This is a genomic window from Streptomyces sp. NPDC048718 (assembly GCF_043198875.1).
Lineage (GTDB): Bacteria > Actinomycetota > Actinomycetes > Streptomycetales > Streptomycetaceae > Streptomyces.
On the sequence record NZ_JBICVG010000017.1, the window covers coordinates 121,843 to 144,066 of the forward strand.

Genomic DNA, 22,224 nt, shown 5'->3' on the forward strand with positions numbered 1-22,224 from the left:
GCTCGCTTCGCTCGCTCCGTCTCGGCGCCTTGATTCATCCTTCGGATGCCGAGCAGCATCGCAAGGCGGAGGATCATCCTCGTACTGGACGTACTTGGATGACTCCGACAACGCGGCGAGCGTGCGTGCCAGGCGTCGCAGGCCAGGAGGGACTTTCGAAACACGCCCTAGCTCTCCTCGTCGGCGAGCAGGGCGTCGAGCAGCGGGCGCAGCCGGGTCGTACGCTCCGGGGCCACGCGCTCGGCGACCGCGCGCGGCAGGGCCTGCTCGACCCCGTGGACCACCGACAGATGCCGCTCCGCGCGCCCGAACGCGGTGTACACCCAGGCCCGGCTCAGGCCTCCGGCCGCGTCCCCGGGCAGCACCACGACCGCGGCCGGCCAGCGTGCCCCGGCCGCCTGATGCGCGGTCAGCGCCCAGCCGTGCCGCAGCGCCGACTCCACCCGCTCCTTCGGTACGACGACCCGCGCACCCTCGCAGTCCAGGTGCAGCCCTTCGGCGTCGGCCGAGACCACCGTGCCGGGGACGGTCCGTCCGGGCGCGGGGGAGTGGGCCACCCGGTCGCCCGGGTCGAAGCCGCCGAAGCGGCCGGGGCCCGGGTTGAGCCGCTGCTTCAGGGCCGCGTTCAGGGCGCGGGTGCCGGCGGAGCCGCCGTGCCCGACCGTGATCACCTGGGTCTGGCCGGCCGGCACCCCGATCGCCCTCGGGATCGAGTCCGCGACGAGCTGCACCGTGCGGTGCACCGCGTCGGCGGCGTCGCGGACCGGGACGATCACGACCTCCTTGCCGGGGGCCGCCACCTGGTTCAGCTCACCGATGCCGACCCCCGACACCAGCTCGCCGATGGGGCCGGGGTCGGGCGTGCGGGAGGCGATCACCGGGGCGATCCGGGCGGCGAGCAGATCGGCGAAGACCCGGCCGGGACCGGCCGCGCCCAGGACGTGCGGGTCGCCGCTGAGGACGAGCCGGCAGCCGTCGGGCAGCGCCTCGACGAGCGTGGCGGCGGACTCCAGACCGAGCTGCGGCGCGTCCAGGACGACGAGCAGGTCCAGGGCCAGCGCTCCCTCGGCGTCCCGGCCCGGGCCCGCCGCGCCGGACAGCAGCGCGGCCACCGGTACGGCGCCGTCGCGCGCGGTGTGGGCCGCGAGGACGACCCGCAGGCCCCGCGCGCGGGCCTCGGCGGCCAGCGCGGCGGGTTCGGCGCGGGCAGCCTCGCCGCCGGTGTGCAGCACCAGCCCGTGCGCGCCGGCGGCACGGGCCAGCTCGGGGCCGTCCCACGGGGCCGCCTGGACCGTACGGACCAGCCGTGCGAGACCGTCGGCCAGGCTCTCCTCGGCGAGCGCGAAGCGTTCGAGGCCCAGCAGTACCGGTGCCTCGGGCCGGGGCGGCTGCCCCTGGCCTTCTCCGGGCTCCCCGGTCTCGTCGGCGCCGTCCTCCAGGCCGTCTTCCCCTTCCTGGTCCTGCTCGTCCTCCTCCTGGAAGACCAGGACCGCCGCCTCGGAGACGGCCAGGTCGACCGCCTTCTCGGGCTCGGGCACGGAGAGCCGGGCGAGCCCGTCCCGTACGGCGCCGATCTCCAGGGCCGTGTGCCCCTGCCGGGCCGCTTGCTCCAGGATCCACGCGGTGAGCGCCACCGCGCGGCGCGGGTCGCCGGGCCCGCATTCCGCGCCCAGCAGCGCGCGGGCGAACCCGTCGGCCTGCTCGGGGCGTACCCCGGGCACGGCCAGCAGCTGCCACGGGTCGCCGGCCAGGGCGCGGCCGGCGCCCTCGCCGAGCACGGCCGCCACCTGGGGCGCCAGGGTCTCCGGGGCACCCCCGCGCGCGAGGACCTGGCGGACCGCCGTCTCCGTCTCCTCGGTCACCGCCGGGGCCTGGGGCGCGGGCGGGCGTACCGTCCGCTCCGGCGCGGCGGACGGGGCCGGCGCCGGCACGGGCCGCTCGGCGGCGGGTTCCTCGGCACGCGGGACCGCGACCGGTCGCGCGCCGCTCTCCACGGCCCGGACCGCCGCCAGCAGGTCCGCCGCCGTCCCGCTGAGCTTCGCGCCGGCCTCGACGGGCCCGCGTTCGGCCTTGCGCTGTTCGATTCTGGCCCGCAGCTCCCGCTGCGCGGCCAGCTCCGCCTGCGCCTCGTTCAGCCCGGCCGCGGCTTCCCCCTCGGCAGCGGACTCGCCCTCGGAGCGGTCGCCCGCGGGTTCGCCGCCGGACTCCGGGGCGTCGCCGGGTTCCTCTCCGTCTCCGTCACCGCCGGACTCGCCCCCGTCCTCGCTTCCGGCCGGGGCCTCCGCGTCGTCCGCGCCATCCGTGTCGGCCACGCTGTCCGTACTATCCGTTCTGTCCGCGTCATCCGGGCCTGTCCCGGCCTCCGGCTCCGCCTCCGTCCCGGTCTCCAAGCCCGCCTCGGTCTCCGGCTCCGCCTCGTCCGTTCCGCTCGTACCGGGTCCCGGCTCGCCCTCGGGGACGATGTCCCCGGTGGTGTCCGGTTCCGTGCCGTCGGCGGGGACCTCTGCGGGGTCGGGCGGCGGGGTGGCCGCGGAGGGGTCGGTCACAAGGTGCTCCAGTCGTGATCCGGATAACGGTGCACGGGCGCCGACACATCGTCGAGCGCCTGGCAGATCTCGTCAGGAAGACTAAGGGCCTCCACTGACAGCGCCGCGGCCAGCTGCCGCGCGTTGCGCGCGCCGACGATCGGCGCGGTCACTCCGGGCCGGTCGCGGACCCAGGCCAGCGCGACCTGGAGCGGGGTGGTCGCGAGGCCGTCGGCGGCCGTCGTCACGGCGCCCACGATGCGGCTCGCGGTCTCGTCCAGGTACGGCTCCACGAACGGGGCCAGCGCCTCCGAACCGCCGCGCGACCCGGCCGGGGTGCCGTCGCGGTACTTGCCGGTGAGCACCCCGCGTCCCAGCGGCGAGGAGGGCAGCAGCCCGATGCCCAGGTCCAGCGCCGCCGGCAGCACCTCGCGCTCGATGCCGCGCTGGAGCAGCGAGTACTCCATCTGCGTACCGGCGAGCCGGGTCCGCTCACCGGCCAGCTGCCAGGTGCCGGCCTTGGCGAGCTGCCAGCCGCAGAATCCGGACACGCCGACATAGCGGGCCCGCCCGCTGTGCACGGCGATGTCGAGGGCCTGCAGCGACTCCTCCAGGGGCGTGTACGGGTCGAAGGAGTGCAGCTGCCACAGGTCCACGTGATCGGTGCCGAGCCGGGCCAGCGAGTCGTCCAGCGAGGCGAGTAGATGCCCGCGCGAGCCGTTCGTCCGCCGGTCCGGGTCGGGGATGCTGCCCGCCTTGGTCGAGATCACCAGCTCGTGCCGGGGCACCAGGGTGTTCAGGAACTTCCCGAGCAGGTACTCTGCCTCGCCGCCCCCGTACACGTCGGCGGTGTCCACGAGGGTGCCGCCCGCGTCCCAGAACGCCTTCATCTGCTCGGCCGCGTCGTGCTCGTCGGTGTCCCGGCCCCAGGTGAGGGTGCCGAGCCCGAGCCGGGACACACGCAGGCCGGTACGTCCGAGATGCCTCTGCTCCATGGCGGCGAGATTACTGGCCACGGCGCGACACCGAGAGAGCCTGTGGACAACTTGTCCACAGGTACCGGTCCGCCCGGGCTCCTGTCGGAGGCCGGCACCGCGCGCTAGAGTCCCGCCCACAACGACGTTACCGACGGGTAAGGGGTACGTGGCATGCGGCTCGGCATCAACCTCGGTTATTGGGGCGCGGGCATGGACGGCGACAATCTCGCCGTCGCCCAGGAGGCGGACCGCCTCGGCTACGACGTCTGCTGGGCCGCGGAGGCGTACGGCTCCGACGCCCCCACCGTGCTCTCCTTCGTCGCCGCCCGCACCGAGCGGATCGACATCGGCTCGGCCATCATGCAGATCCCGGCCCGCCAGCCCGCGATGACGGCGATGACCGCCGCGACGCTCGACTCCCTGTCCGGCGGCCGGTTCCGGCTCGGGCTCGGTGTCTCCGGGCCGCAGGTCTCCGAGGGCTGGTACGGCGTCAGGTTCGACAAGCCGCTCGCCCGCACCCGCGAGTACGTCGAGATCGTCCGCAAGGCCATGACCCGCGAACGCCTGACCCACCAGGGCGAGCACTGGACCCTGCCGCTGCCGGACGGTCCGGGCAAGCCGCTCAAGCTCACGGTCCACCCGACCCGCCCGCGCATCCCGCTCTACATCGCCGCCATCGGGCCGAAGAACCTGGAGCAGACGGGCGAGATCGCCGACGGCGCCCTGCTGATCTTCCCCGCCGCCGAACACCTGGAGGAGACCGCGCTGCGCCCGCTGCGCGCGGGCCGCGAGAAGGCCGGGCTCACGATGGAGGGCTTCGACGTCCATCCCACCCTTCCGCTCGCGCTCGGCGACGACGTCGAGGCGCTCGCCGACATCTTCCGCCCGTACACCGCCCTCTACGTCGGCGGCATGGGCAGCCGGAAGCAGAACTTCTACAACCGGCTCGCCCAGCGCATGGGCTACGAGAAGGCGGCCGCCGAGATCCAGGACAAGTACCTGTCCGGCGACAAGGACGGCGCCGCCGCGGCCGTACCGCACCAGCTGATCGACCGGACCACCCTCCTCGGCTCCGTCGACCGGATCGCCGACCGTATGCGGGAGTACGCGGCCGCCGGAGTGACGACCCTGACCCTGGCCCCCGCGGGCTTCACGCTCGACGAACGGATCGCCGCCCTGCGGGCCGGTGTGGAGGCGCTGGAGCGGTCCGGAGCGGCCTGACCGACCGGATCCGGACAGGACCCGGACGGGTCTCACGGCCGTGGTGAGGGCTCGGGGTGCCCCGCCACGGCCGTTACGGAGCACAACGCGCGAGCGCTCCCGCGGGTTACGCCCCGCGCCGTCCCCTGGCCGTCCCTCAGCCGCCCCTTGCCCTCTTCGGCCGGTCGCGGTGACCGTCCCACCGGCCCTCCCTGGCCCGTCCCCGGTCCGTCTCGGCCCGTCCCGGCGCGTCCCGGCGCGTCCTTCGTTCGGCTCAGTCGCCGTGCCCTCCTGTTGCCCGCCCCGGCGTGGCGCACTTGACTCGTACCGCACGGGAGGTGGCAGCCATGCTCACGGCCAAGAGCCTGTTCCAGGAAATCATCGACGACGACGAGACGTTCCAGCTCTTCTGCTCCATCGCCGCCAGCGGCGAGGCGCAGGGCGGCTGGGAGAACGGCCGTATCGCGGCCCTCGTCGCCCCCGGTATGCGGGACCTGGCCCCCAAGATCGCGCGGCACGGCGCCGACGAGGACAAGCACGGCAGGATCTTCAACGCCCTGCTGAGAAAGCGGGGTCTCGACCCCGTCCCGGTGCCCCCCGACACCGACTACACGATGCTCCTGGAACGGCGCGGCATCGGGCTCGCCCACACGACCCTGCGCCGCGACGAGCCGCTGACCGAGCGGGACATCGTCGTCTATCTCGCGCACAGCCGGATCACCGAGGAGCGCGCCGCCTCCCAGATGGACATGCTCGTCACGCACTTCGGGGACCACCCCGAACTCGGCAAGGCGATCAGGATGATCTGCCACGACGAGGAGAATCACCTCGCCTACTGCCACGAGGAACTGCTCCGGCTCAACCACCAGGGCCACGGCCGGCTCATCCAGCGCACCCTGCGCGCGTGCGCGCTGGCCGAGATCGCGATCTACCGGGACGTCAGCCTCTCGGTGATGGGCCACATGGGCCGCATCCTGCGGTGGCCGCGCGCGAAGGCCGGCGCGCTCGCCGCCGGCATCCACGCCATGTACGCGTACGAACGGGCCGCCGGCTGGCACCGGATGGTCGACCTCAGGATGCCCGAACGCCGTGACGCTCTCGGTGGCCCGCCGGTCCCGGCCGGCGCCTTCTGAGCCTGCCGGGGGCCGGCCGCAGGACCGGCCGTCCCGTCACATCCAGCCGCGCCGCTTGAACTGCACGTAGAGGGCGGTGACGACGCCCGCCATCAGGACGATCACGGCCGGGTACGACCAGACCCAGTCCAGCTCCGGCATATGCCGGAAGTTCATTCCGTAGATCCCCGCGACCATCGTGGGAACGGCGGCCATCGCCGCCCACGCCGAGATCTTGCGCATGTCGTCGTTCTGCCGTACGCCCATCTGCGCCAGATGCGCCGAGAGCATGTCCGACAGCAGCCGGTCCAACCCCTCCACCTGCTCGTTCGCCCGCAGCAGATGGTCCTGTACGTCCCGGAAGAACGGCATCGAGTGATCGTGTACGAAGGGCAGCGAGCCCGTCGCGAGCCTGCCCACCGGCCCCGCCAGCGGACCGCTCGCCCGCCGGAACTCCAGGACCTGCCGCTTGGCCGTGTAGATCCGCTCCGCCGTGCGCCCCGAACCCCCGCCCGACGGCGCGAAGACGTCCGCCTCCAGCTCCTCCAGGTCGATCTGGAGCTCCCCGGCCACGTCGATGTAGTGGTCCACCACCGCGTCGCCGATCGCGTAGAGCACCGAGGCCGGGCCGTGCCGCAGGACCTCGGGCTCGTCCTCCAGCCGCTGCCGTACCGCCGCCAGCGGCGCTCCCTCCCCGTGCCGCACGGTCACCACGAACGAGTCGCCGATGAAGACCATCACCTCGCCCGATGACACCCGGTCGCTGGCCGCGTCGTACACCACCGGCTTGAGCACCATGAACAGCGAGTCGTCGTAGACCTCCAGCTTGGGCCGCTGATGGGCCTTCAGAGCGTCCTCCACCGCCAGCGGGTGCAGCGCGAACTCCTCCGAGACATGGGCGAACTCGGCTTCCGACGGCTCGTGCAGGCCGACCCACAAGAATGCGTGGCCGGTCGCCCGCGCCTCGGCGAGCGCGTCCGAGAGGTCGTCGGGGCCGGACGTCCTGCGTCCGTCCCGGTAGATGGCTGAGTCCACGATCACGGGCCGTATTCTCCCTCGTCCGGCCCCTTCCCGCACCTCTTCCGCGTCTGTTCCGGCCCGGTTCCGGCCCGGCTCCCGCCTCCTTTGGCCCCTCCCCCCGGACCTTCCCGGTTCATCTCCCGGGCTCGCCCGCCCGCGTCCGCCGAACCCCCGGGCCCCGCCGCCCCGCGCGCGTAGGCTGGCCGCCATGGCCACGCTGATCCTCGTCCGGCACGGACGCTCCACCGCCAACACCTCCGGAGTGCTCGCGGGTCGCACGCCCGGTGTCGCGCTCGACGAACGCGGCACCGCCCAGGCCGCCGCGCTGCCCGGACGGCTCGCCGGCATCCCCCTGGCCGCCGTCGTCTCCAGCCCGCTCCAGCGCTGCCGCGAGACCGTACGGCCGCTGCTCGACGCCCGCCCCGGGCTGCCGCTCCACATCGAGGAGCGGATCAACGAGTGCGACTACGGCGACTGGTCCGGCCGCAAGCTCGCCGAGCTGATGGACGAACCGCTGATGAACGTCGTCCAGGCGCACCCCGCCGCCGCCGCCTTCCCCGGCGGCGAGTCCATGCGCGCCATGCAGGCCCGCGCCGTGGACGCCGTCCACGACTGGAACGCCCGGATCGAGGCCGGGCACGGCGAGGACGCCGTCTACGCGATGTGCACCCACGGCGACATCGTGAAGGCGCTCGTCGCCGACGCCCTCGGCCTGCACCTCGACCTCTTCCAGCGGATCCAGGCCGACCCCTGCTCGGTCACCGCGATCCGCTACACCCGGCTGCGCCCCTTCCTGATCCGGCTCGGCGACACCGGCGATCTCGCCTCCCTCGCCCCTCGCGAGACCCCGGCAGGCGACGGGGCGGCCGAGGTGGGAGGCGGTGCGGGCGCACCGTGATCCCTACGCGCAGTAGGGTGGACGCGCCGCTGTAGCACAGCTGTGCCCGACCCCACCGGGACAGCTGCCCACCGAGACCCAAGGGAGTCGGGACGTGTCCCGTCAGGTGTTCCTCTACGACCCACCGGAGCGTTTCGTGGCCGGTACGGTCGGGCTGCCTGGCCGCCGTACGTTCTTCCTGCAGGCGTCCGCGCCCGGCCGGGTCACCAGCGTCGCCCTGGAGAAGAGCCAGGTCGCGGCGCTCGCCGAACGGATCGACGAACTGCTGGACGAGGTCGTCCGCCGCACCGGCGGCAACGCCCCCGTCCCCGCTGTCGCGCTCGCCGAGAACGCCGACGCCGCACCCCTCGACACCCCCGTCGAGGAGGAGTTCCGGGTCGGCACCATGGCCCTCGCCTGGGACGGCGGGGAAGAACGCATGATCGTCGAGGCGCAGGCGCTCGTCGAACTCGACGCCGACTCCGAGGAGGAGCTCGCCGAGGCCGAGGAACGGCTGCTCCAGGACGAGGAGAACGGCCCGCCGATGCTGCGCGTCCGGCTCACCGGCGCCCAGGCCCGGGCCTTCGCCAAGCGCGCCCTCGACGTGGTCAACGCGGGCCGCCCGCCGTGCCCGCTGTGCGGCCTGCCGCTCGATCCCGAGGGCCATGTCTGCCCGCGTCAGAACGGATACCGCCGAGGCGCATGAGCGGCGACCAGGACCGTCTCGCGGCCGACCCGGCCCGCCGGCCCCGGCCCGGCGGGCCGGGCGGCGTCATCGACCTGCTCTCCCGGGGCGAACTGACCGTCCGGGGCCGGATCCGTGAGGCGTCCAACGCGGTGCTGTACTGCTCCGTCGCCCACGCGGGCGAGGAAGCCGACTGCGTCTACAAGCCGGTCGCGGGCGAGCGCCCGCTGTGGGACTTCCCCGACGGCACGCTCGCCCAGCGCGAGGTCGCCGCCTACGAACTGTCCGAGGCGATGGGCTGGGGCCTGGTCCCGCCGACCGTGCTGCGCGAGGGCCCGTACGGCGAGGGCATGGTGCAGCTGTGGGTCGAACCCGACCCGTCGGCGACGCTCCTCGCCCTCGTCGACGACGAGGAGGCGGGGGAGGGCTGGAAGGCCGTCGGCCCCGCCCAGGTCGACGAGGACCGCACGGCGCTCCTCGTGCACGCCGACGCCCCGCAGCTGCGCCGGCTCGCCGTCCTGGATGCTGTGATCAACAACTCCGACCGCAAGGGCGGGCATCTGCTGCCCACCGCCGACGGCCGGCTCTACGGGATCGACCACGGGGTCTCCTTCCATGTCGACGACAAGCTGCGCACCCTGCTGTGGGGCTGGGCGGGGGAGGAGCTGACCGACGAGGCCACCGCCGCCCTGCGGGCACTCGGCGAGCGGCTGGCCCCCGGCACTGTGCTGGCCGATCGGCTGGCCGCACTGCTGACCGGGGCGGAGGTGACCGCGCTGCGCCGGCGGGTCGCCGTCCTGCTGGAGGCCGGCCGGCACCCCGTACCGACCGGGCAGTGGCCGGCCATCCCCTGGCCGCCGGTCTAGCGGACCCTTCCCGGGCCGCCGGTCCAGCCGATCCCTGCCGAGCCGTCGGCCCGGCAGGCGCCTGCCGAACTTGCCATAGTCCCCCGAAGCTTTTCGGCCAATCGCCCCCGCGCGACAAGGCCCCTGGACAGGCCCCTTCGGGCTATGCATGTACACGCCGAGTCCGCAAGACCGCCTAATCGGCCGAGATCCAGGGTGCGGTTCGTATCCGGAACTGCCGTCCGGTTACGCTCAGGACATGCATGCCTGGCCCGCTTCTGAAGTCCCCGCCCTGCCCGGCAAGGGCCGCGACCTCCGGATTCACGACACCGCGACCGGTGGACGAGTGACCCTCGCCCCCGGTCCCGTCGCCCGCCTGTACGTCTGCGGCATCACGCCGTACGACGCGACCCACATGGGTCACGCGGCGACCTACAACGCGTTCGACCTCGTGCAGCGCGTGTGGCTCGACACCAAGCGGCAGGTCCACTACGTCCAGAACGTCACCGACGTGGACGACCCGCTCCTGGAGCGCGCGATCCGCGACGGGATCGACTGGGTCGGCCTCGCCGAGCGCGAGACCGCTCTGTTCCGCGAGGACATGACCGCCCTGCGCATGCTGCCGCCGAAGAACTACATCGGCGCGGTCGAGGCCATTCCGGCCATCATCCCGCTGGTCGAGCGGCTGCGGGACTCCGGCGCCGCCTACGAGCTCGACGGCGACATCTACTTCTCCATCGAGGCCGACCCGCACTTCGGCGAGGTCTCGCACTACGACACCGCGCTCATGCGCCACCTCTCCGCCGAGCGCGGCGGCGACCCGGACCGTCCGGGCAAGAAGAACCCGCTCGACCCGATGCTGTGGATGGCCGCCCGCGAGGGCGAGCCCAGCTGGGACGGCGGCAGCCTCGGCGCGGGCCGCCCCGGCTGGCACATCGAGTGCGTCGCCATCGCCCTCGACCACCTCGGCATGGGCTTCGACATCCAGGGCGGCGGGTCCGACCTGATCTTCCCGCACCACGAGATGGGCGCCTCGCACGCCCAGGCGCTCACCGGCGAGTTCCCCATGGCCAAGGCGTACGTACACGCCGGCATGGTCGCCCTGGACGGCGAGAAGATGTCGAAGTCCAAGGGCAACCTGGTCTTCGTCTCCCGACTGCGCCAGGACGGCGTCGACCCGGCCGCGATCCGGCTCGCCCTGCTCTCCCACCACTACCGGGCCAACTGGGAGTGGACCGACCAGGTCCTCCAGGACGCCGTGGAGCGGCTGGGCCGCTGGCGCGCCGCCGTCTCGCGCCCCGACGGCCCGTCCGCCGACGCGCTCGTCGAGGAGATGCGCGACGCGCTCGCCGACGACCTGGACGCCCCGGCCGCGCTCGCCGCGGTCGACCGCTGGGCCGCGCTCCAGACCGCCGACGGCGGCACCGACGAGTCCGCCCCCGGTGTCGTCTCGCGCGCCGTCGACGCGCTGCTCGGCGTCGCCCTGTAAGCGGGCGCCCGTACCCCGTACAACGGCGGGCCGCACCCCTGGGGCATGTGCCCGGGTGCGGCCCGCCGCTGTGTTGTGTTCCGACGACATTCCCGCCACCGCGCTGCCTGGCATAGGCCGGACGTGCCCGGTGCCGGGAAAACGAGACGGGAGGGGTGGCCGTGCCACCCCTCCCGTACGCCTACTTCTCGGTGTCCTGGGAGCCCTCGGGCCCCTCGGGCCGGTCGCCCGCACCCGGCACCGGCGGCTCCGAGCCCGCGTCCGCGTCCGGAATAGAGCCCGTGCCCGCGTTCGTACCGGAGCCGGAGTCCTTGCCGGAGTCCGAGGCTTCTGTGTCCTCGTCGTTCTTGCTGTTCTTGCTGCTCTTGCCGCTCTTGGCGGCCTTGCCGTCCTCGCCGTCCCGCGCGTCCGTCTCCGCGCCCGCGCCCGCGTCCGGCTTCTCCGCCGCGGGTCCGGTCTCGCCGGACTCCGACGTGTCCGCCTCCGTGCCCGGCACCGCCTCCGGCCCCGGCTGTGCCGGCTTCGGCGGACGGGTCCGGTCGCTGGGAGCGTCCCGCAGGTACGAGGGGTCGGTGCCCTCCGTCGCCACTCCCGGGCCGGCGCCCGGCCCCGGCTCACGGCGCCGCAGATAGCGCTCGAACTCCCGGGCGATGGCCTCGCCTGACGCCTCCGGCAGCTCGGCCGTGTCCCGTGCCTCCTCCAGCGTCTGCACGTACTCGGCGACCTCGCTGTCCTCGGCGGCCAGCTGGTCCACGCCCAGCTGCCACGCCCGCGCGTCCTCGGGCAGCTCGCCCAGCGGGATGTGCAGACCGACGAGGTCCTCCAGCCGGTTGAGCAGCGCCAGGGTCGCCTTCGGGTTCGGCGGCTGCGACACGTAGTGCGGCACCGCCGCCCACAGGCTCACCGCCGGGACCCCGGCATGGGTGCACGCCTCCTGGAGGATGCCCACGATGCCGGTCGGACCCTCGTAACGGGTCTCCTCCAGGTCCATCGTGCGGGCCAGGTCGGGGTCGGAGGTGACGCCGCTGACCGGTACCGGACGGGTGTGCGGGGTGTCGCCGAGCAGCGCGCCCAGGATCACCACCATCTCCACGCCCAGTTCGTGCGCGAAGCCGAGCAGCTCGTTGCAGAACGAACGCCAGCGCATCGACGGCTCGATCCCGCGCACCAGCACCAGGTCGCGGGGCTTCTCGCCGCCGACCCGGACCACGGACAGCCGGGTCGTCGGCCAGGTGATCTTCCGTACCCCGTTGTCCAGCCACACCGTGGGCCGGTTGACCTGGAAGTCGTAGTAGTCCTCGGCGTCGAGCGCCGCGAACACCTCGCCCTTCCACTCCCGGTCGAGATGGGCGACCGCGGCGGAGGCGGCGTCACCGGCGTCGTTCCACCCCTCGAACGCGGCCACCATGACCGGGTCGATCAGCTCGGGAACCCCCTCGAGCTCGATCACCCAGCGCCTCCTTCGTCGATAGTTGTCTCGTACGGACCAACCTTATGCCCATCCGGCGGCCCGCCCGCAGCCCTCGGACGACGCCCGGGGCACTCTCGGCTGTGATCGACTACCCAGGAACTCCGGTCGGCACACGGCACGATCGTGGCCGGCCGTTTCCGGGCGGTTTCCGGGCATGGGTAAGGGGCGGTCTCCAGAGAGACCGCCCCTTACCCATGGCCCTCGTGGGCCCCCTGAACGATCAGCCGCGCAGCATGTCCTCCACCTTGCCCCGTATCTCGTCCGTGGCCAGGCCGCGGATGGTCAGGGTGGTGCGGCGGCGCAGCACGTCGTCCGCGGTCTCGGCCCACTCGTGGTCGCGCGCGTAGGCGACCTGGGCCCAGATCTCCGGCGCGTCCGGGTGGATACGCTCGGCGAGGGCGGGGTCCTCGTTCGCCATGCGGGCGATGTCGAAGGAGAGCGAGCCGTAGTGGGTGGCCAGGTGCTTGGCGGTGTCGGCGGCCATCCGCGGGCCGGGCGCCGGGCCGTCGACGAGGAGCCGGTGGGCGACCGCGTTCGGGTTGGCGATACCGGGCAGCGGCAGCCGCTTCGGCAGCGCGGACACCGGCTCGAAGGAGTCGCCGAGCGGGTGCCCCGGCAGCGCCTCCAGCTTCTTCATGATGGTGCGGCCGATGTGCCGGAAGGTGGTCCACTTGCCGCCGGCCACCGACAGCATGCCGCCGCGGCCCTCGGTGACGACCGTCTCCCGCTTCGCCTTCGAGGTGTCGCCGGGGCCGCCCGGCAGCACCCGCAGGCCCGCGAAGGAGTAGGTGATCAGGGAGCGGTCGAGCTGCTGGTCGCGGATGGAGAAGGCGGCCTCGTCCAGGATCTGGGCGATGTCCTTGTCGTTGACGGCGACCTCGCCCGGCTCGCCCTCGTACTCCTCGTCGGTGGTGCCGAGCAGCAGCATGTCCTCCCAGGGGAGGGCGAAGGTGATCCGGTACTTGTCGATCGGGGTGGCGAGGGCCGCCTTCCAGGGGGAGGTGCGCTTGAGGACCAGGTGGGCGCCCTTGGACAGCCGGATGGAGGGGGCCGCGTGGGGGTCCTCCATCCGGCGGACGTGGTCGACCCAGGGGCCGGTGGCGTTGAGCACCAGCCGGGCGTCGACGCCGAACTCCTCGCCCGTCAGCCGGTCCCTGAGCTCGGCGCCGGTGACCCGGCCCCGGGTGAAGCGCAGCCCGCCGACCTCGGCGTGGTTGAGGACGACCGCGCCGGCGTCGACCGCGGCGCGGACCGTCATCAGCGCCATGCGGGCGTCGTTCATCTGGTCGTCGCCGTAGACGGCGACGGCCTTGAGACCGTCGGTGCGCAGCTCCGGCACGTCCTGGGCGGCCTTGGCGGGGCTCAGCAGATGGCCGACGCCGTCGCCGAAGGCTGACAGGGCGCTGTAGGCGAAGACGCCGGCGCCGAGCTTGGCGGCGCCGTGCGGGCCGCCCTTGTAGACCGGCAGGTAGAAGGTGAGCGGGTTGGACAGGTGGGGGGCCACCTGGCGGGAGACCGCGCGCCGTTCGAAGTGGTTCTCGGCGACCAGCTTGACCGCGCCGGTCTGGAGGTAGCGCAGGCCGCCGTGGAGCAACTTGGAGGAGGCCGAGGAGGTGGCGCCGGCGAAGTCGCCGGCGTCCACGAGGGCCACCCGCAGCCCGGACTGCGCGGCGTGCCAGGCGGTGGAGATGCCCAGGATGCCGCCGCCGATCACCAGGAGGTCGTAGGTCGCCCTGGACAGCTGATCACGGGTCTCGGCGCGGGTCGGGAGCGAACCGGCGGCCGGGTGCGTCCCCAGGGAGGGGAGGCTCTGCGGGGTGGTCATCGCGAATTACTCCTCGTCACTTCTCTTCTTCTTCGAGCCAGCCCATGGAACGCTCTACGGCCTTGAGCCAGCTCTTGTACTCGCGCTCGCGCTTGTCGGCGTCCATGCGAGGGGTCCACTCGGCGGCCCGGCGCCAGTTGGCGCGCAAGGCGTCGGTGTCCGGCCAGAAGCCGACGGCGAGACCGGCGGCGTAGGCGGCGCCGAGGCAGGTGGTCTCGGCGACCATCGGGCGCACCACGGGGGCGTCCAGGAAGTCGGAGAGGGTCTGCATCAGCAGGTTGTTGGAGGTCATGCCGCCGTCGACCTTGAGGGCGGCCAGCTCGACGCCGGAGTCCTTGGTCATGGCGTCGGTGATCTCGCGGGTCTGCCAGGCGGTGGCCTCCAGGACGGCGCGGGCGATGTGCGCCTTGGTGACGTACCGGGTGAGACCGGCGATCACACCGCGGGCGTCGGAGCGCCAGTACGGGGCGAACAGCCCGGAGAAGGCCGGCACGAAGTAGGCGCCGCCGTTGTCCTCGACGGAGGAGGCCAGGGTCTCGATCTCGGCGGCGGACTTGATGAGGCCCATCTGGTCGCGCATCCACTGGACGAGCGAGCCGGTGACGGCGATCGAGCCCTCCAGGGCGTAGACCGGCTTCTGGTCGCCGATCCGGTAGCCGACGGTGGTCAGCAGGCCGCTGTAGGAGTTGATGATCTTGTCGCCGGTGTTCATCAGCATGAACGTGCCGGTGCCGTACGTGGACTTGGCCTCGCCCTCGGCGAAGCAGGTCTGGCCGAACAGGGCGGCCTGCTGGTCGCCGAGCGCCGACGCCACCGGGACGCCGTCGAGGACGCCGCCCTTGACCGCGCCGTACACCTCGGCGGAGGAGCGGATCTCGGGCAGCACGGTGGCCGGGATGTCCATCGACGCGAGGATGCGCTCGTCCCACGCCATCTCGTGCAGGTTCATCAGCATGGTGCGGGAGGCGTTGGTGACGTCGGTGACGTGGACGCCGCCCTCGGTGCCGCCGGTCAGGTTCCAGATGACCCAGGAGTCCATGGTGCCGAAGAGGATGTCGCCGCGCTCGGCACGCGCCCGCAGGCCCTCGACGTTGTCGAGCAGCCAGCGGACCTTGGGGCCGGAGAAGTAGGAGGCGAGCGGCAGCCCGGTCTCACGGCGGAAACGGTCCTGCCCGACGTTGCGGCCGAGTTCCTTGCACAGGGCGTCGGTACGGGTGTCCTGCCACACCAGCGCGTTGTGGACCGGCTCGCCGGTCGTCCGGTCCCACATCAGCGTGGTCTCGCGCTGGTTGGTGATGCCGATGGCCTTGACGTCGGCCGCGGTGATGCCGGCCTTCGCGATGGCGGCGGCGACGACCTCCTGGACGTTGGTCCAGATCTCGACGGCGTCGTGCTCGACCCAGCCCGGCTTCGGGAAGATCTGCTCGTGCTCCTTCTGATCGACGGAGACGATCCGGCCGTCCTTGTCGAAGACGATGCAGCGCGAGGAAGTGGTGCCCTGGTCGATCGCGGCGATGAACGGACCCGCGCCATGGGTGGCGGTGGCGGAGGTGGGGGCGTCGGTCACGGTGTACTCCAAGGGAAGTCTGGAAGAAGGACGGCTCAGGCGAACACGATGTTGTAGATGCCTCCGCCGATCACGGCGCCGACGAGCGGACCGACGACCGGGACCCAGGCGTAGCCCCAGTCGGAGCCCCCCTTGTTGGGCAGCGGGAGGAGCGCGTGCACGATGCGCGGGCCCAGGTCGCGGGCCGGGTTGATGGCGTAACCGGTGGGGCCGCCGAGCGAGAGGCCGATGGAGACCACGACGAACGCGGTGATGAGCGCGCCGAGCGGGCCGAGGCCCTTGCCGTCGTCGTTGAGACCCTGGGTGAGCACGGCGAGGATCAGGACGATCGTGCCGATGATCTCGGTGGCGAGGTTCTGCCAGACGACGCGGATCTCCGGGCCGGTCGAGAAGATGCCGAGCACCGGACCGGCGTCCGGGGCGGCCTGCTGGTCGACCATGCCCTCCTCGCGCGGGACCGAGACGATCTCCTCGTCGGTGAGGTGGGCCTGGAACTGGCCGTAGTACGCCACCCATACGAGCGCCGCGCCGATCATGGCGCCGAGCAGCTGACCGGCGAGATAGACCGGCACCTTGCCCCATTCGCCGTCCTTGACGGCTATCGCGACGGTGACGGCGGGGTTCAGATGGGCACCGGAAAGGGAAGCGGTCATGTAGACGGCCGTCATGACGGCGAAGCCCCACCCGAAAGCGATCGCGAGCCAGCCCGCGTCCCGGGCCTTGGACTTCTTGAGCGTGACGGCGGCGCACACGCCACCGCCGAGCAGGATGAGCACGGCGGTACCGAGGGTCTCGCCGATGAAGATGTCGGAGCTGGACACCCGCGACTCCTTTGTCCTTCGTCCAGGGGAAGGCGAACCACGGGTCCTCCGGTGGTCCGTGCCCTCGTATGAGGGCGGTGCCGGCCCTTGGCACTGTCACACCCTAACGCGTATTGCCGTTACCTGTTCGACAATGCCGACCGATGCACGGAAGTTTTGCGCCACGGTCAACAGCCCGTCAAGGGGCGTGAACACCAAAAACCCGCCGATGACGGGATCGTTACCGGCGGGTTCAGTCGTGTTCGAAGGGGGAGGGGCGGGTGGCCGGAAGCGATGCGTCCGGAAGGTCCGGTACGCGGACCCGGCGCCGGCCCGCGGACGGCGGAAGTAGTCGGCCCTCAATCGTCGGAAGCGACGGGCGAGGGGTCCCATTCGCCGGAAGCGGCCTGCCCCGGTCGTCAGAAGCGGCCGGCCCCCAGATCCCGCGAGACCGCCCGGGCGCAGTCCCGCACCGCCGCCACGAGCTCCGAACGCAGCTCGCCCCCGGCCTCGCCCCCGGCGCAGACCCGCTCCACCGCGCCCGTGATGGCCACCGCCCCCACCGGCATCCGCCGCCGGTCGTGGATCGGCGCCGCCACCGCGGCCACGCCCTCCCAGGTCTCCTCCACGTCCGCGGCCCAGCCGCGCGCCCGGGTCGTGTCGAGCAGCGTCTCGAACTCCGCGAGACCCGTGACCGTACGGGGCGTGAAGGAGTCCCGTACGCCCTCCACCGCCTCGCTGTGCGCCATCGGGTCGTAGGCCGACAGGACCTTGCCGAGCGCGGTGGAGTGCAGCGGCTGCATGGCCCCCACCTCCAGGACCTGCCGGCTGTCGTCGGGCCGGAAGACGTGGTGCACGATCAGCACGCCCCCCTGGTGCAGGACCCCGAGATGCACGCTCTCGCCACTGGAGCGGGCCAGGTCGTCCGTCCACACCAGGGCCCGCGCGCGCAGTTCGTGCACGTCCAGATAGCTGTTGCCGAGCCGCAGCAGCTCCGCGCCCAGCTGGTAGCGGCCCGAGGCGGGGTCCTGCTCCACGAAACCCTCGGCCTGCAGGGTGCGCAGGATCCCGTGGGCAGTGCCCTTGGCCAGCCCCAGGGAGGAGGAGATGTCGGACAGGCCGAGCCGGCGCTCGCCGCCGGCGAGCAGTCGCAGCATGGCCGCCGCGCGTTCAAGCGACTGGATGTTCTTCGCCATCGCTCGGCCCTTCTTCTCATTCTTGTTCGGTAATGCTGAACAGTATCGGTCGATGTCGACCTCGCGTCACATTCGACAGTGTCGGGCACAAGCGGGCCGGAACGGGAGTCCCCGCACACAGAATGCAGTCCACCGACTGGAACACCGTGTCCACCCCGGCCTCCGCACGGTTACGCTGGCCCCGTGCGCGCTCCGCCGAGCACGCAAAGCCGACAGCCGTCGCATCCCAGGGAGCTCATTCCATGGCCTCGTTGCCGACCCCTTCCGCCGCCTCCGCGACCGCCGCCCAGCGGGCCGACGCCCTCCGTGAGGCCCTCGCCTCCCGGGTCGTCGTCTCCGACGGCGCCATGGGCACCATGCTCCAGGCCCAGGACCCCTCCCTCGAGGACTTCCAGCAGCTCGAGGGCTGCAACGAGATCCTCAACGTCTCCCGCCCGGACATCGTCCGCTCGGTCCACGACGCCTATCTCGCCGTCGGCACCGACTGCGTCGGCACCAATACCTTCAACTGCAACTTCTCCGCGCTCGGCGAGTACGACATCGCCCACCGCGTCCAGGAACTGTCCGAGGCCGGCGCCCGCATCGCCCGCGAGGCCGCCGACGCGTACACCGAGAGCACCGGACAGCAGCGCTGGGTCCTCGGCTCCATGGGCCCCGGCACCAAGCTGCCGACCCTCGGCCACGTCGCCTACGGCACCATCCGCGACGCCTATCAGCAAAACGCCGAGGGCCTGCTCGCCGGCGGCGCCGACGCCCTGCTCGTCGAGACCACCCAGGACCTCCTGCAGACCAAGGCCGCCGTCATCGCGGCCCACCGCGCCATGGAGATCGCCGGCTACACCGTCCCGCTGATCACCTCGGTCACCGTCGAGACGACCGGCACCATGCTGCTCGGCTCCGAGATCGGCGCGGCCCTGACGGCGCTGGAGCCGCTCGGCATCGACATGATCGGCATGAACTGCGCCACCGGCCCCGCCGAGATGAGCGAGCACCTGCGCTACCTCGCCCGGCACTCCGGCATCGCGCTCTCCTGCATGCCGAACGCCGGCCTGCCGGTGCTGACCAAGGACGGCGCCCACTACCCGCTCTCCCCGGCCGAACTCGCCGACGCCCACGAGACCTTCGTGACCGAGTACGGCCTCAGCCTGATCGGCGGCTGCTGCGGTACGACCCCGGAGCACCTGCGCCAGGTCGTGGAGCGGGTCCGGGGCATCGTCCCGCCGGTCCGCGTGCCGCACCCCGAGCCGGGAGCCGCGTCCCTCTACCAGACCGTGCCGTTCCGGCAGGACACCTCGTATCTCGCGATCGGCGAGCGGACCAATGCCAACGGGTCGAAGAAGTTCCGCGAGGCCATGCTGGAAGGCCGCTGGGACGACTGTGTGGAGATGGCCCGGGACCAGATCCGCGAGGGCGCGCACATGCTCGATCTGTGCGTGGACTACGTCGGGCGGGACGGCGTCGCCGACATGGAGGAGCTGGCGGGTCGCTTCGCCACCGCCTCCACCCTGCCGATCGTGCTCGACTCCACCGAGGTCGACGTCATTCAGGCCGGCCTGGAGAAGCTGGGCGGGCGCGCCGTCATCAACTCCGTCAACTACGAGGACGGGGACGGCCCGGAGTCTCGCTTCGCCAAGGTGACCCGGCTGGCCCGGCAGCACGGCGCCGCGCTGATCGCGCTGACCATCGACGAGAACGGCCAGGCCCGCACCGTCGAGCACAAGGTCGCCATCGCCGAGCGGCTGATCGACGACCTGACCGGCAACTGGGGGATCCGTGAGTCGGACATCCTCATCGACACCCTGACCTTCACCATCTGCACCGGTCAGGAGGAGTCGCGGAAGGACGGCATCGCCACGATCGAGGCGATCCGGGAACTCAAGCGACGCCACCCCGACGTCCAGACCACCCTCGGCCTGTCCAACATCTCCTTCGGCCTCAACCCGGCCGCCCGCATCCTGCTCAACTCCGTCTTCCTGGACGAGTGCGTCAAGGCGGGCCTGGACTCGGCGATCGTGCACGCGTCGAAGATCCTGCCGATCGCCCGCTTCGACGAGGAGCAGGTGACCTGCGCCCTCGACCTGATCTACGACCGGCGGCGGCCCCAGCAGGGGGACGAGCCGGCCTACGACCCGCTCCAGAAGCTGATGGCCCTGTTCGAGGGTGCGACGGCGAAGTCGCTGAAGGCCGGCAAGGCGGAGGAGCTGCTGGCGCTGCCGCTGGAGGAGCGGCTGAAGCGGCGGATCATCGACGGCGAGAAGAACGGCCTGGAGGCCGATCTCGACGAGGCCCTGACCGCCCGGCCCGCCCTCGACATCGTCAACGAGACGTTGCTCGACGGCATGAAGACCGTCGGCGAGCTCTTCGGCTCCGGACAGATGCAGCTGCCGTTCGTGCTCCAGTCCGCCGAGGTCATGAAGACCGCGGTGGCGCACTTGGAGCCGCACATGGAGAAGTCGGATGCCGAGGGCAAGGGGACGATCGTCCTGGCCACCGTGCGCGGTGACGTCCATGACATCGGCAAGAACCTGGTCGACATCATCCTGTCCAACAACGGCTACAACGTCGTCAACCTGGGCATCAAGCAGCCGGTCTCCGCGATCCTGGACGCCGCCGAGGAGCACCGGGCCGACGTCATCGGCATGTCCGGTCTCCTGGTGAAGTCCACCGTGATCATGAAGGAGAACCTGGAGGAGCTCAACCAGCGCGAGCTGGCCGCGAAGTACCCCGTGATCCTTGGCGGCGCCGCGCTGACCAGGGCGTACGTCGAGCAGGACCTCCACGAGATCTACCAGGGCGAGGTCCGCTACGCCCGGGACGCCTTCGAGGGGCTGCGTCTGATGGACGCACTTGTCGCCGTCAAGCGGGGCGTCCCCGGAGCCGTACTCCCGGAGCTGAAGCAGCGTCGCGTCCCGAGGGCCACCACGGCCGTCCCGGCCGACGAGCCCGAGCCCGGCGGCCGTTCGGACGTCGCCACCGACAACCCGGTGCCCACCCCGCCGTTCTGGGGCACCCGCGTCGTCAAGGGCATCCCGCTCAAGGACTACGCGTCCTGGCTCGACGAGGGCGCCCTGTTCAAGGGTCAGTGGGGCCTCAAGCAGAACCGGGCCGGCGACGGACCGTCGTACGAGGAACTGGTCGAGACCGAGGGCCGGCCCCGGCTGCGCGGCTGGCTGGAGCGGCTGCACACCGAGAACCTGCTCGAAGCGGCCGTCGTCCACGGCTACTTCCCGTGCGTCTCCAAGGGCGACGACCTGATCGTCCTCGACGAGGACGGCAACGAGCGCACCCGCTTCACCTTCCCGCGCCAGCGCCGCGGCCGTCGGCTCTGCCTCGCCGACTTCTTCCGCCCGGAGGAGTCCGGCGAGACCGATGTCGTCGGCTTCCAGGTGGTCACCGTCGGCTCGCGGATCGGGGAGGCCACGGCGAAGCTCTTCGCGTCCGACTCCTACCGCGACTACCTCGAACTGCACGGTCTGTCCGTCCAGCTCGCCGAGGCCCTCGCCGAGTACTGGCACGCGCGCGTGCGCGCCGAGCTGGGCTTCGCCGGCGAGGACCCGGCGGACGTCGAGGGCATGTTCGACCTCAAGTACCGGGGCGCCCGCTTCTCGCTGGGTTACGGCGCCTGCCCGGACCTGGAGGACCGCGCGAAGATCGCCGAGCTGTTGCGGCCCGAGCGGATCGGCGTGCGTCTCTCGGAGGAGTTCCAGCTGCACCCCGAGCAGTCCACCGACGCCCTCGTCATCCATCACCCCGAGGCGAAGTACTTCAACGCGCGGTAACCGATCGTCACCGGTCCGGCGTCAATCCGCTGCGTTCGGTGGCCCGGCGACGTACACTGGTCGGTCCAGTGCAGGCCGGTCGCCCACCCCCGTACCGGGGAGGGAGGCCGGCCTCTTCGTCCCTTCATGGAGGTGTGCCGGATGACCAGCACGGTCCCCGCGTCCCTGATCCGTGCCAACGGCAGCTCCGCCCTGCAGGCGGTATTCCTCGACATGGACGGCACCCTCGTCGACACCGAGGGCTTCTGGTGGGACGCGGAGGTGGAGGTCTTCGCCGGCCTCGGCCACCGGCTCGACGAGGCATGGCGGGACATCGTCGTCGGCGGCCCGATGACCCGCAGCGCGGGCTATCTCATCGAGGCGACCGGCGCGGACATCACCCTCGACGAGCTGACGGTGCTGCTCAACGACCGCTTCGAGCGGCGCATCGACGGGGGCGTCCCGCTGATGCCGGGCGCCGACCGGCTGCTGGACGAGCTGGCCCGGCACGACATCCCCACCGCACTGGTCTCCGCCTCGCACCGCCGGATCATCGACCGGGTGCTCGCCTCCCTTGGCCCCGAGCGGTTCACGCTGACGGTGGCGGGCGACGAGGTGGCCCGTACGAAGCCGCACCCGGAGCCGTATCTGGCCGCCGCGCGCGGGGTGGGCGCCGACCCGCTGCGCTGCGCGGTCGTCGAGGACACCGCGACCGGGGTCGCGGCGGCCGAGGCCGCCGGCTGCCGGGTGGTCGCCGTGCCGTCGGTCGCGCCGATCGCCCCGTCGGCGGGCCGGGTCGTCGTGAAGTCCCTGGAGGAGGTCGACGTCCCCTTCCTGCGGACGCTGGTCGCCGGGGCCCGCAGGAACTGACCGCCGG

At 72.3% G+C, this 22,224-nt stretch carries 16 protein-coding genes; 8 read left to right on the top strand and 8 right to left on the bottom strand.

Annotated elements, in window-relative coordinates:
* Positions 1 to 167: 167 nt before the first annotated feature.
* Both ACGFRB_RS28135 and ACGFRB_RS28140 read right to left on the bottom strand, forming a co-directional pair.
* On the bottom strand, positions 168 to 2,546 hold the full coding sequence (locus ACGFRB_RS28135) for a helix-hairpin-helix domain-containing protein (protein WP_393246985.1): 2,379 nt from the start codon (positions 2,544 to 2,546) through the stop codon (positions 168 to 170).
* On the bottom strand, positions 2,543 to 3,520 hold the full coding sequence (locus ACGFRB_RS28140; protein ID WP_363008698.1) for an aldo/keto reductase: 978 nt from the start codon (positions 3,518 to 3,520) through the stop codon (positions 2,543 to 2,545). Before ACGFRB_RS28140 ends, ACGFRB_RS28135 begins: the two co-directional genes overlap by 4 nt.
* Before the next feature lie 153 nt (positions 3,521 to 3,673).
* On the opposite strand from ACGFRB_RS28140, the gene ACGFRB_RS28145 reads away from it, so the two are divergent.
* Positions 3,674 to 4,723 (top strand): LLM class F420-dependent oxidoreductase, encoded by a 1,050-nt coding sequence (locus ACGFRB_RS28145; RefSeq protein WP_393246987.1) that lies wholly within the window; start codon positions 3,674 to 3,676, stop codon positions 4,721 to 4,723.
* A gap of 326 nt (positions 4,724 to 5,049) precedes the next feature.
* Complete coding sequence (locus ACGFRB_RS28150) at positions 5,050 to 5,835, top strand: ferritin-like domain-containing protein (protein ID WP_393246989.1); 786 nt, start codon at positions 5,050 to 5,052, stop codon at positions 5,833 to 5,835.
* 36 nt (positions 5,836 to 5,871) lie between these two features.
* Here the strand turns inward: ACGFRB_RS28150 and ACGFRB_RS28155 are convergent, their stop codons facing one another.
* Positions 5,872 to 6,864 (bottom strand): magnesium and cobalt transport protein CorA, encoded by a 993-nt coding sequence (locus ACGFRB_RS28155; protein WP_363008839.1) that lies wholly within the window; start codon positions 6,862 to 6,864, stop codon positions 5,872 to 5,874.
* Between the two features lie 178 nt (positions 6,865 to 7,042).
* On the opposite strand from ACGFRB_RS28155, the gene ACGFRB_RS28160 reads away from it, so the two are divergent.
* From ACGFRB_RS28160 to mshC, 4 genes are all read left to right on the top strand, one after another.
* Positions 7,043 to 7,732 carry a histidine phosphatase family protein gene (locus ACGFRB_RS28160; protein WP_393246991.1) on the top strand — a complete coding sequence of 230 codons (690 nt, stop codon included), beginning with the start codon at positions 7,043 to 7,045 and terminating at the stop codon, positions 7,730 to 7,732.
* Positions 7,733 to 7,826: 94 nt separating this feature from the next.
* Complete coding sequence (locus ACGFRB_RS28165) at positions 7,827 to 8,417, top strand: DUF3090 domain-containing protein (protein ID WP_363008690.1); 591 nt, start codon at positions 7,827 to 7,829, stop codon at positions 8,415 to 8,417.
* Positions 8,381 to 9,262, top strand: coding sequence for an SCO1664 family protein (locus ACGFRB_RS28170; RefSeq protein WP_393247022.1), 882 nt, complete (start codon positions 8,381 to 8,383; stop codon positions 9,260 to 9,262). The genes ACGFRB_RS28165 and ACGFRB_RS28170 overlap by 37 nt, the downstream gene beginning before the upstream one ends.
* A 238-nt stretch (positions 9,263 to 9,500) precedes the next feature.
* Positions 9,501 to 10,730, top strand: coding sequence for a cysteine--1-D-myo-inosityl 2-amino-2-deoxy-alpha-D-glucopyranoside ligase (gene mshC, locus ACGFRB_RS28175; protein WP_393246993.1), 1,230 nt, complete (start codon positions 9,501 to 9,503; stop codon positions 10,728 to 10,730).
* A gap of 181 nt (positions 10,731 to 10,911) precedes the next feature.
* Here mshC and ACGFRB_RS28180 read toward each other — a convergent pair whose 3' ends face one another.
* From ACGFRB_RS28180 to ACGFRB_RS28200, 5 genes are all read right to left on the bottom strand, one after another.
* Positions 10,912 to 12,180 (bottom strand): PAC2 family protein, encoded by a 1,269-nt coding sequence (locus ACGFRB_RS28180; RefSeq protein ID WP_393246994.1) that lies wholly within the window; start codon positions 12,178 to 12,180, stop codon positions 10,912 to 10,914.
* Between the two features lie 241 nt (positions 12,181 to 12,421).
* The gene (locus ACGFRB_RS28185) at positions 12,422 to 14,026 is read right to left on the bottom strand and encodes an FAD-dependent oxidoreductase (protein ID WP_393246996.1); all 1,605 of its coding nucleotides are present in this window, start codon (positions 14,024 to 14,026) and stop codon (positions 12,422 to 12,424) included.
* A gap of 16 nt (positions 14,027 to 14,042) precedes the next feature.
* Positions 14,043 to 15,593, bottom strand: a complete 1,551-nt coding sequence (gene glpK / locus ACGFRB_RS28190) for a glycerol kinase GlpK (RefSeq protein ID WP_363008682.1) — start codon at positions 15,591 to 15,593, stop codon at positions 14,043 to 14,045.
* A 35-nt stretch (positions 15,594 to 15,628) separates the two neighbouring features.
* Positions 15,629 to 16,414 carry an MIP/aquaporin family protein gene (locus ACGFRB_RS28195; protein WP_363008680.1) on the bottom strand — a complete coding sequence of 262 codons (786 nt, stop codon included), beginning with the start codon at positions 16,412 to 16,414 and terminating at the stop codon, positions 15,629 to 15,631.
* Positions 16,415 to 16,812: 398 nt separating this feature from the next.
* Positions 16,813 to 17,589, bottom strand: a complete 777-nt coding sequence (locus tag ACGFRB_RS28200) for an IclR family transcriptional regulator (RefSeq protein ID WP_361227775.1) — start codon at positions 17,587 to 17,589, stop codon at positions 16,813 to 16,815.
* 242 nt (positions 17,590 to 17,831) lie between these two features.
* Here ACGFRB_RS28200 and metH point away from each other — a divergent pair, with 242 nt between their 5' ends.
* Both metH and ACGFRB_RS28210 read left to right on the top strand, forming a co-directional pair.
* A complete protein-coding gene (gene metH / locus ACGFRB_RS28205) occupies positions 17,832 to 21,368 on the top strand; it encodes a methionine synthase (RefSeq protein WP_393246998.1) in 3,537 nt (1,178 codons plus the stop codon).
* A 141-nt stretch (positions 21,369 to 21,509) separates the two neighbouring features.
* Entirely contained in the window at positions 21,510 to 22,217 is a 708-nt protein-coding gene (locus ACGFRB_RS28210) for an HAD family phosphatase (protein WP_363008674.1), read from the top strand.
* Positions 22,218 to 22,224 lie beyond the last annotated feature (7 nt).

Coding starts and splice junctions, on each gene's coding strand:
- ACGFRB_RS28140 (WP_363008698.1), bottom strand. CDS start 3,520: ATGGAGCAGAGGCATCTCGGACGTACCGGCCTGCGTGTGTCCCGGCTC.
- ACGFRB_RS28145 (WP_393246987.1), top strand. CDS start 3,674: ATGCGGCTCGGCATCAACCTCGGTTATTGGGGCGCGGGCATGGACGGC.
- ACGFRB_RS28150 (WP_393246989.1), top strand. CDS start 5,050: ATGCTCACGGCCAAGAGCCTGTTCCAGGAAATCATCGACGACGACGAG.
- ACGFRB_RS28160 (WP_393246991.1), top strand. CDS start 7,043: ATGGCCACGCTGATCCTCGTCCGGCACGGACGCTCCACCGCCAACACC.
- mshC (WP_393246993.1), top strand. CDS start 9,501: ATGCATGCCTGGCCCGCTTCTGAAGTCCCCGCCCTGCCCGGCAAGGGC.
- ACGFRB_RS28185 (WP_393246996.1), bottom strand. CDS start 14,026: ATGACCACCCCGCAGAGCCTCCCCTCCCTGGGGACGCACCCGGCCGCC.
- ACGFRB_RS28200 (WP_361227775.1), bottom strand. CDS start 17,589: ATGGCGAAGAACATCCAGTCGCTTGAACGCGCGGCGGCCATGCTGCGA.
- metH (WP_393246998.1), top strand. CDS start 17,832: ATGGCCTCGTTGCCGACCCCTTCCGCCGCCTCCGCGACCGCCGCCCAG.
- ACGFRB_RS28210 (WP_363008674.1), top strand. CDS start 21,510: ATGACCAGCACGGTCCCCGCGTCCCTGATCCGTGCCAACGGCAGCTCC.